Source organism: Haemophilus sp. SZY H8 (assembly GCF_018829755.1).
GTDB lineage: Bacteria > Pseudomonadota > Gammaproteobacteria > Enterobacterales > Pasteurellaceae > Haemophilus > Haemophilus haemolyticus_K.
Window position 1 is genome coordinate 329,777 of record NZ_JAHKJY010000001.1, and the last position, 12,289, is coordinate 342,065.

General features: G+C 39.4%; 8 protein-coding genes and 1 tRNA gene. 3 read left to right on the forward strand and 6 right to left on the reverse strand.

Features of this window, described 5'->3' with window-relative positions; genetic code table 11:
* Positions 1-3: 3 nt before the first annotated feature.
* Both KKW16_RS01600 and ettA read right to left on the reverse strand, forming a co-directional pair.
* Complete coding sequence (locus KKW16_RS01600; protein ID WP_065264634.1) at positions 4-345, reverse strand: SirB2 family protein; 342 nt, start codon at positions 343-345, stop codon at positions 4-6.
* A 61-nt stretch (positions 346-406) separates the two neighbouring features.
* Positions 407-2,077 carry an energy-dependent translational throttle protein EttA gene (ettA, locus tag KKW16_RS01605; RefSeq protein ID WP_106013356.1) on the reverse strand — a complete coding sequence of 557 codons (1,671 nt, stop codon included), beginning with the start codon at positions 2,075-2,077 and terminating at the stop codon, positions 407-409.
* A 324-nt stretch (positions 2,078-2,401) separates the two neighbouring features.
* Between ettA and zevA the strand changes: the two genes are divergently transcribed.
* Complete coding sequence (gene zevA / locus KKW16_RS01610; RefSeq protein WP_106013357.1) at positions 2,402-3,022, forward strand: zinc transporter binding subunit ZevA; 621 nt, start codon at positions 2,402-2,404, stop codon at positions 3,020-3,022.
* A 2-nt stretch (positions 3,023-3,024) separates the two neighbouring features.
* Positions 3,025-3,993, forward strand: coding sequence for a zinc transporter permease subunit ZevB (gene zevB, locus KKW16_RS01615; RefSeq protein ID WP_106013358.1), 969 nt, complete (start codon positions 3,025-3,027; stop codon positions 3,991-3,993).
* 102 nt (positions 3,994-4,095) lie between these two features.
* On the opposite strand, the gene KKW16_RS01620 is transcribed toward zevB, so the two are convergent.
* A tRNA-Asn gene (locus KKW16_RS01620) sits at positions 4,096-4,171 on the reverse strand.
* 435 nt (positions 4,172-4,606) lie between these two features.
* Between KKW16_RS01620 and uvrB the strand changes: the two genes are divergently transcribed.
* The gene (uvrB, locus tag KKW16_RS01625) at positions 4,607-6,646 is read left to right on the forward strand and encodes an excinuclease ABC subunit UvrB (RefSeq protein WP_106013359.1); all 2,040 of its coding nucleotides are present in this window, start codon (positions 4,607-4,609) and stop codon (positions 6,644-6,646) included.
* Between the two features lie 30 nt (positions 6,647-6,676).
* Here the strand turns inward: uvrB and KKW16_RS01630 are convergent, their stop codons facing one another.
* The 3 genes from KKW16_RS01630 to aceF all read right to left on the reverse strand — a co-directional run bounded on the left by KKW16_RS01630 (position 6,677) and on the right by aceF (position 12,283).
* A complete protein-coding gene (locus tag KKW16_RS01630; protein WP_164994205.1) occupies positions 6,677-8,602 on the reverse strand; it encodes an LTA synthase family protein in 1,926 nt (641 codons plus the stop codon).
* 265 nt (positions 8,603-8,867) lie between these two features.
* Complete coding sequence (gene lpdA / locus KKW16_RS01635) at positions 8,868-10,292, reverse strand: dihydrolipoyl dehydrogenase (RefSeq protein ID WP_111407254.1); 1,425 nt, start codon at positions 10,290-10,292, stop codon at positions 8,868-8,870.
* Positions 10,293-10,393: 101 nt separating this feature from the next.
* On the reverse strand, positions 10,394-12,283 hold the full coding sequence (gene aceF, locus KKW16_RS01640) for a pyruvate dehydrogenase complex dihydrolipoyllysine-residue acetyltransferase (RefSeq protein ID WP_106013361.1): 1,890 nt from the start codon (positions 12,281-12,283) through the stop codon (positions 10,394-10,396).
* Positions 12,284-12,289: the final 6 nt, after the last annotated feature.

Consider the following 12,289-nt stretch of genomic DNA (forward strand, 5'->3'; position numbering starts at 1 on the left):
CTTTTATTTTAAATAGGCAATTAAGATCGCACCAATAAAACTTACGCAAGCAAGCCAAAAGAAAATACTTTTGGGTTGAGAAACTTTTTTACTGAAAAATTTTGCAGCAAACACGATATACAAAATCAGTAATGCGAATTTAGCTATCAACCACCATTCAATACCAAAAGCAAAGAGATATAAAATGACGACACCAGAAACAATCAACAAGGTATCTGATAAGTGCGGTAAAATTTTTAATAATTTTATCGAACGCCAGTTTTTGCCAGTAAGCTGCATTGCTCCACGAATCACCAACAAGGCAAAACTTAAAAAGGCGAAAAAAATATGTAAATAAACTAGCATAATCACTCCCAAAAAAGTAAGAAAAGTGCGGTCAACATCAACCGCACTTTCTCAATATAAATTACTTCGCAATACGTTTATATTTAATACGATGCGGCTGAGTCGCTGCATCGCCTAAGGTTTTCTTTTTCCACTCTTCGTAGTCTGAGAAGTTACCTTCGTAGAATGTCACTTTGCCTTCATCACCGTAATCTAAAATATGCGTTGCGATACGGTCTAAGAACCAACGGTCATGGGAAATCACCATTGCACAGCCTGGGAATTCTAAAATTGCATTTTCTAAGGCACGCAAGGTTTCAACGTCTAAATCATTGGTTGGTTCGTCCAATAACAGCACGTTTCCACCACGTTGTAGAAGTTTAGCTAAGTGTAAACGACCACGTTCACCACCCGATAATTCGCCCACTCGTTTTTGTTGATCTACACCTTTAAAGTTGAAACGCCCTACATAAGCGCGGCTTGGAATTTCAAAGTTGCCGATAGTCAGAATATCTTGGCCGTTAGAGACCTCTTCCCACACGGTTTTCTTATCATCCATTGAGTCACGGAACTGATCAACAGAGGCTAACACCACGGTTTCACCCATCGTAATTGTGCCGTTATCTGGCTGTTCCTGTCCAGAAAGCATACGGAATAAGGTTGATTTACCTGCACCATTTGCCCCGATAATCCCTACGATTGCACCTTTTGGAATACTAAAAGATAAATCATCAATTAAAGTGCGGTCGCCATAAGATTTGGTTAAGTTTTGCACTTCAATCACTTTATCACCTAAGCGTGGACCAGGTGGAATAAAGAGTTCGTTAGTCTCATTTCGTTTTTGATATTCGCCAGAGTTCAACTCATCAAAGCGCGCCATACGTGCTTTGCTTTTCGCTTGACGGCCTTTTGGATTTTGACGCACCCATTCCAACTCTTTCGCAATGGATTTTTGACGCGCATTTTCAGCTGCTTGTTCTTGCTCTAAGCGTTTCTCTTTTTGCTCTAACCAAGAAGAATAGTTGCCTTCCCAAGGAATACCCTCACCACGGTCAAGCTCTAAGATCCAACCAGCTACATTATCTAAGAAATAACGGTCGTGAGTAATTGCGACAACAGTGCCCTCGTAGTCATGTAAGAAACGCTCTAACCATGCCACCGATTCTGCATCTAAGTGGTTAGTTGGTTCGTCTAATAAGAGCATATCTGGTTTTTCGAGTAATAATCGACAAAGTGCCACACGGCGACGCTCACCACCAGATAAATGTTCGATTTTGGCATCCCAATCAGGTAAACGTAACGCATCTGCCGCACGCTCTAATTGGTTATCTAAATTATGCCCATCATGCGCTTGAATAATGGCTTCAAGGTTCGCTTGTTCTGCGGCTAATTTATCAAAATCCGCATCTGGATCCGCATAAAGCGCATACACTTCATCTAAACGAGTCAGTGCATTTTTCACTTCTGAAACTGCTTCTTCTACAGCTTCACGCACGGTTTGTTGCGGTTCTAATTTTGGTTCTTGTGGAAGATAACCGATTTTAATTCCTGGCTGTGGACGAGCTTCCCCTTCAAATTCTTTATCTACGCCCGCCATGATGCGCAAAAGGGTTGATTTACCCGCACCATTTAAACCCAAAACCCCGATCTTCGCGCCAGGGAAAAAGCTTAAAGAAATATCTTTCAAAATATGACGCTTCGGCGGCACCACTTTACCGACACGATGCATCGTATATACAAATTGAGTTGACATATTTATCCTTTATCTAATAAAAAAGTGCGGTCATTTTACTTGAAGTTTCTTTATTTGCCTAACAATAGGCAAATAATAGATAAAAAAAACCACCCGAAATGGGTGGCAGGAAAGTAGTTTAGCTATATTTATGATTATTTTATTTAGGAACTTTATGAATATCAAGCAATCACTTGACGAGGCTATGTTACTGAATATTGAAAGGTAAAGGAAATGCTATTGAGAGTTTTTTTGATTTACATCAACATTTTTGACAGAAAAATTCGTTTTTGCGTGTAGAATAAACAAATTCTAATGCTAACGTTCAAAATAATAGGATTTTTTGTGAAAACGTATTCATTATTACTCGGTCTATTCTTTAGTTATGGTGTTTTAGCTCACCCCCATGCATTTATTGATATGCAAACCACGCCTATCATAGAAAATAATCAACTCGCTGGCTTATCAATGAAATGGACACTCGATGAAGCAAGTTCATCCGCAGTTATTTATGATATGAAACAGGCTAAAACAAAAAATGAGCAACAGAAACTTATTGATGATGTTATGGGAAATGTTGTGAGTGAACATTATTTCAGCTATTTATATGACAATCAGCATAACAAAATAAAATATTCTCCTCACCCCAAAAATTACGGGGTAAAAATTCAAGGATTGCAGCTACAATATTATTTTGATGTGCCACTCGCCCATTCTCAAAATTTAGAAAAAAACACATTTAGCTTACAAACCTACGATCCTACTTATTATGTGGCGATGACTTACACTTCAAAAAGTGCGGTAGATTTTTCCACACTTCCGAAAAATTGCCAAGGAAAATTAATTGAACCTAATGTGAATGAAAAAATCCAAGCCTACGCATCTTCACTTGATAAATCCCAAAAGAACGAAGATGATTCCTTAGGTGTGATGTTCGCACAAAAAATAATAATTCAATGTGAGTAGAAATGAAAAAATATAAAAAAGGGCTCGTGTTATTAGTGGTTGCACTCGCCTTACTTGGCTATTTTTCCCCTTGGTTTTTCTTACATATTGCTGCATGGCAAAAAGATTTTAATCAGCTTATTTCGGAAAATTTACACCAAATTCAAAATAATAGTATCAAAGCAGGCATCACACTTATTTTCGCCAGCTTTGTTTACGGCGTACTTCATGCCCTCGGGCCAGGACACGGCAAATTTATTATTGCTAGCTATCTTTCCACTCATGAAAGCCAATTAAAACAAAGTACTATCTTGAGTTTACTTTCTTCCTTAATGCAAGGCATTGTCGCGATTACAGCAACAACATTGCTCGTTGTAGTGCTAAATCTATCATCACGTTATTTCAAATTAAGTCAGCTTTGGTTAGAAAGAACTGCCTTGCTATTATTAGTATTTCTCAGCTGTTATTGGATTTTGCAAGGCTTACGTGCCTATCGTAAAAAAGCTAAATTAACCATTAAATCCCTAAATCCCCTCCCCCTATACGAAAAAAGTGCGGTGAAAAATAGCCGCACTTTTCAGCCAAACACTTGTAGCTGTGGACACCAACATTTGCCAAGCCCCACGCAAACTGCACAAGCAACCAATCTAAAATCACAATTTCTCGTGATTTTAACAATTGGCATGCGACCATGTAGCGGTGCAATTTTCGTTTTATTTTTAGCTTATATGCTTGATCTTTACGGCTGGGGAATTTTAGCTGTATTGGCCATGTCTTTCGGCACAGGACTTATGCTGTCAGCCTTCGCGGGGATTGTTCGTTATGCGCGAAATACCGCAATTCACTTAGGGCGTTGGTATAGCTCAAAACATATAAAGGGAAAAAGCGAAAGTATCGTGAAATTAATCGCAGGTGGAATAATGCTGTTTTTTGCCTTGAGCTTGTTATATGGCACAACCATCTCAACTGGCGGAAGCAAAATCCTATTTTGAAGTTAAAAATAAAGCCCATCAACATGATGGGCTCAAAATCTTTTGGTTGCTAATTTAGAATTTGTAAAAGGAGACAAACAAACTCTAAACCAAAAGAAAAATTGGCTCCTCCTGCTGGACTTGAACCAGCGACATATGGATTAACAGTCCACCGTTCTACCGACTGAACTAAGGAGGAATAAACTTTGTATCACAAGGAATAGGGCGCGAATTTTAATGGTCGATAGTTAGCTTGTCAATGAAAAATTAAAAAAAATTTCATAAAAAACAAAAAAATTTCTCATCTTTTCTATACCACCTAATATTTATTTTTCTATCCACAGAGCCTGTGGATAACTTTGTGGATTAACTTTTTAAAATTTTGCGGATCCCTTGTTCTTACAAGGATTGTTCGATCTTGATTACAGATTAGCCTAAAATTAAATTTTAATTTAAAATCAATAAGTTAAATTTTGTCTAGTAAAAAATTAAAGTTTTTTTTATGAATTTGTGACATCTTCCTCTTGACATCACTAAGTCTGTGTAAAACTTAGATTTTTGCCTGATCAATTTTACACATTAAATATGCTAAAATAGACATTATTCAAAACTATGAAAAAACCGGCCGCACTTTATGTCTGAAAAAATCAACACAAAACCATTCATTCTGCATTCCGACTTTCGTCCCTCTGGCGATCAGCCGCAAGCTATCGAAAAATTAGCTGAAAATTTAACTGATGGTTTGGCGCATCAAACTTTGCTCGGTGTAACTGGCTCGGGAAAAACGTTTACTATTGCCAACGTAATTGCCCAATTAAATCGCCCCGCAATGTTACTTGCACCGAATAAAACCCTTGCAGCCCAGCTTTATGCAGAAATGAAAGCCTTTTTTCCAGAAAATGCGGTGGAATATTTTGTGTCTTACTATGATTATTATCAGCCAGAAGCCTATGTGCCGAGCAGTGATACCTTCATTGAAAAAGATGCGTCTATTAATGATCAAATCGAACAAATGCGTCTTTCTGCGACGAAATCTTTTCTAGAACGTCGAGATACTATCGTGGTAGCTTCAGTTTCTGCAATTTATGGTTTGGGTGATCCTGATAGCTATTTACAAATGATGTTGCATTTACAACAAGGTGCCATTATCGACCAACGCCAAATTTTAGCCAAGTTAGCGGAATTGCAATATACCCGCAATGATCAAGCATTTCAGCGTGGAACTTTCCGTGTTCGTGGAGAAATTATTGATATTTTCCCTGCGGAATCTGATGATCGTGCGGTGCGTATTGAATTATTTGATGATGAAATCGAGCGTTTAAGTTTATTTGATCCGCTCACTGGCAGTAGTTTTGGTGCAGTACCACGTTTTACGATCTATCCTAAAACTCACTATGTGACACCAAGAGAACGTATTTTAGATGCGATAGAAAATATCAAAAAAGAACTGGTATCACGCCGTGAATACTTCATTAAAGAGCACAAACTGTTAGAAGAACAACGCATCAGCCAACGTACCCAATTTGATATTGAAATGATGAATGAATTGGGCTATTGCTCGGGCATTGAAAACTATTCTCGCTATTTGTCAGGCAGAAATGAGGGCGAGCCACCACCAACATTATTCGATTATATGCCCTCTGATGCGATTTTAATTATTGATGAATCTCATGTGACTGTGCCTCAAATTGGCGGAATGTATCGTGGCGACCGTTCGCGAAAAGAAACCTTAGTCGAATATGGTTTCCGATTACCGTCAGCATTGGATAATCGTCCGTTACGCTTTGAGGAATTTGAACGCTTAGCTCCACAAACCATCTATGTTTCCGCAACACCAGGGCCTTATGAATTAGAAAAATCAGGCAGTGAAATCATCGATCAAGTGGTTCGTCCAACTGGTTTGCTTGATCCGCTCATTGAAATTCGTCCAGTCTCAATTCAAGTAGATGATTTACTTTCCGAAGCTCGCCAAAGAGCGGATAAAAATGAGCGTGTTTTAGTGACAACACTCACCAAGAAAATGGCGGAAGATTTAACAGATTATTTAGATGAACACGGGATTCGTGTGCGTTATCTACATTCTGATATTGATACCGTGGAACGCGTCGAAATTATCCGTGATTTGCGTTTAGGCGAATTTGATGTATTGGTTGGAATTAACTTATTACGTGAAGGTTTAGATATTCCGGAAGTGTCTCTTGTGGCGATTTTAGATGCCGATAAGGAAGGTTTTTTACGTTCTGAACGTTCTTTAATCCAAACCATCGGCCGAGCTGCACGAAACTTAAATGGTAAAGCGATTTTATATGCGGATAGCATCACCAAATCGATGGAAAAAGCCATTACCGAAACCAATCGTCGTCGTGAAAAACAAACCAAATACAATGAAGAACATGGCATTGTGCCACAAGCATTAAATAAGAAAGTCGGTGAATTGTTAGATATTGGGCAAGGTGCAAACCAAAAAGCGAAAGCCAATAAACAACGTGGAAAAATGGCGGCAGAACCAACCGCACTTTATAATGCACCGAAAAATGCCAAAGAATATCAACAACAAATCAAAAAACTGGAACAACAAATGTATAAATTTGCGCAAGATTTGGAATTTGAAAAAGCCGCGACAATTCGCGATCAATTACATCAATTACGTGAACAGTTTGTTTTTGATAACTAAAAGAAACGCCAGCTTAAGCTGGCGTTCTGTTTATTTATTTTCACCTGAAGAATACAAGCGATTCTTATATAAATAACTACCTAATAAAGCGTGAGCCAATGCCTCTTTTTTCATCGCATCAGGTACGTCTTTTGGCGTTAAAGTTTCTGAAGCTTTATCATAATGATAACCTTGCGCTGCTTTATTTGGCATTTGAATTACCACATCATTATTGCCTTTCATCATTGCTTGAGTTTGATCATATTGCATAAAGGCACGATCTGGGTTTACATCTTGCGTTAAATCAAAACCAATCATTGGATAATTGCCACTTACGCCGGCTAAAGAAAGTAACGTGGTTGGCATATCAATTTGGCTCACAAGACGACTGTCACGACGTGGCGCAACTCCATCACCAAGAATCAAGGCTGGAATATGGAAATGCTTAATTGGCACAAGACTTGCTCCGCCTACACGAGAATCGTGATCCGCAACAATTAAGAAAATCGTATCTTTCCAATAATTAGACTGTTTTGCCATTTTAAAGAAATGACCTAACGCATAATCCGCATATTTTGCTGCATTATTACGAGTGGCTTTTGGTTGCTCATAAAGCTCAATTTTGCCATCTGGATATTCAAATGGATCGTGATTGCTGGAGCTAAACACTAAACTAAAAAACGGTTTACCTTCATTTTGTAATTTCGTGAAGGTTTCATTGGCTTTATCAAATAAATCCTCATCACTCACGCCCCAAGTGCCAGTAAATGTTGGATTTTGGTAATCTTGTTGATCCCAAATATCTTTAAAACCATTGCCGTAGAAAAAGCTCGCCATATTGTCGAAGTGCTTTTCACCGCCATAAATAAAGGAAGTGTTATAACCTTGTTTATGTAATAAATCCGCAATAGTAAAGAAACCACTTTGGGCATTATTAAGTTTCACCACTGCGCGAGCTGGCGTTGGAGTAAAACCTGCGGTTGTTGCTTCAATACCGCGCACTGAACGCGTACCTGTTGCATAAAGATTTTCAAATAACCACCCTTCTTTTGCGAGCTGATCTACATTTGGAGAAAGTGGTTTGCCACCGAGTGTACCAATAAACTGAGCACCGAGACTTTCTTGTAGCAAAATCACGATATTTTTAGGTTTCCCCTGATAAGTCGCGATATTTTTCGTTAAAGTTGGATATTTATCTGAAATGTAATCGCTGTCTGGGCGGCCACGGCTTGCTTTAACAATACGAAACATTTCATCTGCATCCATTTTTCCGTACATTTCTGAAGATTTTTCTTCATCTTTAAATTGCTGTGCCGCATAAATGACGGAATAGCCCGAATTAAGCACCAAAGAATTCACTAACGCATCAGAAGAAAATGCCACCATAGCGGGATTAATACCGCGGTGTTGAAAACTTGAACGCGCCCCAAGGAAACTCACTACAATAACAAGCAAAGCAATCACAGGACGAAGTTTCCAACTCACTGAGCGTAAATTTTTGACTGCCCAACCAGAAATTTTCCAATAAATCACGGCAGCTAAAATAGTGAAAACAAGGCTAAAAATGACCGCACTTAAATGCCCTTCAGCAAGCATTGAAAAAACTTCTTTCGGATAAATCAGATATTCGATAAATAAGCGATTTGGACGGTAATCGTAGGTTTCAATAAAGGCAGGTGTGGCAATTTCCATAAAGATAATAAACACACTGCCAAGCGTTAACCAAATGCGTAAAATTTTTACCCAAACTTTGCTGCTATGAAATAACGTTGTGAGCAATGCAGGTACACCAAATAAATAACAGAGTGCCACAACATCCATTCGTACGCCTTGCAGAAATAATTGCAACCAGCCATCTACGGCAGACACACGCTCTGATTGCCATATAGCAAGTCCCAAACGGGATAAGGAAAGGATGATGAGATTAATCAACACGAAAGTGAAGATGGGGAATAAAGGGGAATGCGCTTTTTTCATTGTAAAAACCATTAACAAAACGGCATCCAAGCCGTATTAAATTGAAGAAAGATAGGCAACTGTCTATCGGTCGGTTCCTTTTCGACACGACAAAAGTCTTAAAGTGCGGTCAATTTTCGCATAGTTTTACTTAATCTCAAATGTATTCATAGGTTATCAATCAATTTCACCGTTAAAATCTTAACGCCCCATGTTAAAAAATAACATTGGCTTTACTGATATAAAAAAGCGAGTTTAACACTCGCTTTTTCTTGTACTTAAAAAATTACTTTTTCTTCGCTTTTGCATTTGGAAGGTCAGTGATTGAGCCTTCAAATACTTCCGCAGCTAAACCAACAGACTCGTGTAAAGTTGGGTGAGCGTGGATAGTTAATGCAATATCTTCTGCATCGCAACCCATCTCGATGGCAAGACCGATTTCACCTAATAATTCACCACCGTTAGAACCGACGATTGCACCGCCAAGTACACGATGAGTATCTTTATCAAAGATTAATTTCGTCATACCTTCTGAACATTCAGAAGCAATAGCGCGGCCTGATGCTGCCCAAGGGAATTTAGCGACTTCGTAGTTTAAACCTTCTTGTTTACATTCTTTTTCTGTTTTACCTACCCAAGCCACTTCTGGTTCGGTATAAGCAATGGATGGAATTACTTTAGGATCGAAGTAGTGTTTTTGTCCCGCAATGACTTCTGCAGCAACGTGGCCTTCGTGAACACCTTTGTGCGCTAACATTGGTTGACCAACAATATCGCCGATGGCAAAGATATGTGGCACATTGGTGCGCATTTGTTTATCAACATGAATGAAACCACGATCATCTACTTCAACACCTGCTTTACCAGCATCGATCAATTTACCATTTGGTGTACGGCCAATCGCAACAAGTACTGCATCATAACGTTTGGTATCATTGCATGCTTTGCCTTCCATTGAAACGTAGATACCATCATCTTTTGCTTCAACAGCAGTCACTTTGGTTTCAAGCATTAACTTGAATTTTTTCTCGATTTGTTTGGTGTAAATTGCTACAACATCTTTATCCGCGGCAGGGATAACTTGGTCGAACATTTCTACCACTTCAATTTCTGAACCTAATGCATGGTAAACCGTCCCCATTTCTAAACCGATAATACCACCACCCATAATAAGAAGTTTTTTAGGTACTTCTTTTAATTTAAGTGCATCTGTTGAATCCCAAATACGCGGATCTTCATGTGGAATGAAAGGTAATTGAATTGGGCGAGAACCTGCTGCAATAATAGCATTATCAAATTTGATTGTTGTTGGGTGACCATCACGATCACGCGCCACTAAAGTATTAGGATCAGTAAATGCTGCTAAGCCTTCAACAACAGTGACTTTGCGTGCTTTTGCCATACCCGCTAAACCACCGGTTAATTTAGCGACAACCGCTTCTTTACCCGCACGAACTTCATCTAAATCAATTCTTGGCTCACCAAAGTAAATACCATTTTTACTTGCGTGTTTTGCTTCTTCAATCACTTTTGCTACGTGCAATAATGCTTTGGATGGGATACAACCTACATTTAAACATACCCCACCAAGAGTTGAATAACGTTCAACTAATACAGTTTCTAAACCTAAATCCGCACAACGGAACGCCGCAGAATAACCTGCTGGGCCAGCACCAAGTACGACGACTTGGGTTTTAATTTCTTTACTCATTTTTACCTCGTAAAAACGTTCAAAATATTGACCGCACTGTTTTGCGATCATAAGGAATTTGCTAAAACGCCCTTTCTTCTAATTAGAAGAAAGGGGCGTTATTACATAATCAAACGGCGTAAATCTGCTAATACAGCACCGATATAGCTGATGAATCGTGCACCATCTGCACCATCAATGACACGGTGATCGAATGATAATGACATTGGAAGAATTAAGCGTGGTGCAAATTCTTTACCATTCCATACTGGTTCCATCGATGATTTAGACACACCAAGGATTGCCACTTCTGGTGCATTTACGATTGGTGCAAAGTGAGTTGTACCAATACCGCCTAGACTTGAAATAGTGAAACAGCCACCTTGCATATCAGATGCAGTCAATTTGCCTTCACGGGCTTTTTTCGATACTTCCATTAATTCACGTGAAAGTTCGATAATGCCTTTTTTGTTCACGTTCTTGAATACAGGCACGACTAAGCCATTTGGCGTATCTACTGCGACACCAATGTTAATATATTTTTTCAGGATTAAGCGTTGAGCATCTTCGGTAATTGAGCTATTGAAACGTGGATACGCTTCTAATGCTTTTGCCACTGCTTTCATAATGAACACAACTGGAGTAATTTTCACTCCAAGTTTTTGTTTTTCTGCTAACGCATTTTGTTCTTTACGGAATGCTTCTAAATCCGTGATATCTGCTTTATCGAAGTGAGTAACATGTGGAATCATTACCCAGTTACGATGTAAGTTAGCGCCTGAAATTTTATTGATACGGCTTAATTCGACTTCTTCTACTTCACCGAATTTACTGAAATCAACTTTTGGCCATGGTAATAAGCCTAAGCCAGCGCCATTCGCTACGCCATTGCCAGCAGCTTGTGCTGTTGCACCACTTTCATAAGCTTTAACTGCTGTTTTCACATAAGCTTCGATATCTTCTTTAACGATACGACCTTTACGACCTGTACCTTTTACTTTATCTAAGTTTACGCCAAATTCACGTGCTAAACGACGAATAACTGGAGTAGCATGCGCATAGCCAGCGCTTGCCACCACTTGTTCTTGGCTTAAGCCTGATACATTGTCAGATTGAGCAGGTTGTGCCGCTGGCGCAGGCGATGCAACTTGTGGTGCTGGCGCAGATGTTGCCGCAGCTGGCGCTGCGCCCGCTACTTCAAAGCGCATAATTAATGAACCAGTCGATACTTTATCACCAGATTTCACGAGAATTTCTTTTACTACACCACCGAATGGAGCAGGAACTTCCATTGATGCTTTATCACCTTCAACGGTAATTAATGATTGATCTTCTGAAACAGTATCACCAATGGCAACCATAATTTCAGTTACATTGACTTCATCACCACCAATATCAGGCACATTCACATCTTTAATTGCAGATGTTGTGGCAGCTACAGGCGCAGCTGTTTGAGCTGGTGCTGATGCAGCAACTGGAGCAGCTGATGCAGTTTCAAATTTCATGATGAGTTTACCGGTTGAAACTTTATCGCCAACATTAATTAAAATTTCTTTCACCACACCTGCGATTGGTGCTGGAACTTCCATTGAAGCTTTATCGCCTTCAACATTGATGATTGATTGATCAACTTCAACACTATCACCTACTTTAACCATAATTTCAGTCACGTTTACTTCATCAGAACCGATGTCTGGTACGTTTACTTCAACAACAGCCGATGCAGTTGGCGCGGCAGCGGCTACTGGTGCAGTAGGTGCTTCAGCCGCTGGTGCAGCGCCTGCGGCTTCTAATACGAGCATTGGGGTGCCTGTTGTGACTTTATCACCGACTTTGACTAAAACTTCTTTTACAACACCCGCTTCTGGTGCAGGCACTTCCATTGAAGCCTTATCACCTTCAACGTTAATGATAGATTGATCAACAGAGATGGTATCGCCTACGTTTACCATGACTTCTGTTACTGTAACTTCATCACTACCAATATCAGGAATTTGAATTTGTTTTGACATTTTTTT

What these genes read in the sequence shown, in the direction of transcription:
- lpdA (WP_111407254.1), bottom strand. Translation starts at nt 10,292, where the DNA reads ATGAGTAAAGAAATTAAAACCCAAGTCGTCGTACTTGGTGCTGGCCCA.
- KKW16_RS01630 (WP_164994205.1), bottom strand. Translation starts at nt 8,602, where the DNA reads ATGAAAAAAGCGCATTCCCCTTTATTCCCCATCTTCACTTTCGTGTTG.
- uvrB (WP_106013359.1), top strand. Translation starts at nt 4,607, where the DNA reads ATGTCTGAAAAAATCAACACAAAACCATTCATTCTGCATTCCGACTTT.
- ettA (WP_106013356.1), bottom strand. Translation starts at nt 2,077, where the DNA reads ATGTCAACTCAATTTGTATATACGATGCATCGTGTCGGTAAAGTGGTG.
- zevB (WP_106013358.1), top strand. Translation starts at nt 3,025, where the DNA reads ATGAAAAAATATAAAAAAGGGCTCGTGTTATTAGTGGTTGCACTCGCC.
- KKW16_RS01600 (WP_065264634.1), bottom strand. Translation starts at nt 345, where the DNA reads ATGCTAGTTTATTTACATATTTTTTTCGCCTTTTTAAGTTTTGCCTTG.
- aceF (WP_106013361.1), bottom strand. Translation starts at nt 12,283, where the DNA reads ATGTCAAAACAAATTCAAATTCCTGATATTGGTAGTGATGAAGTTACA.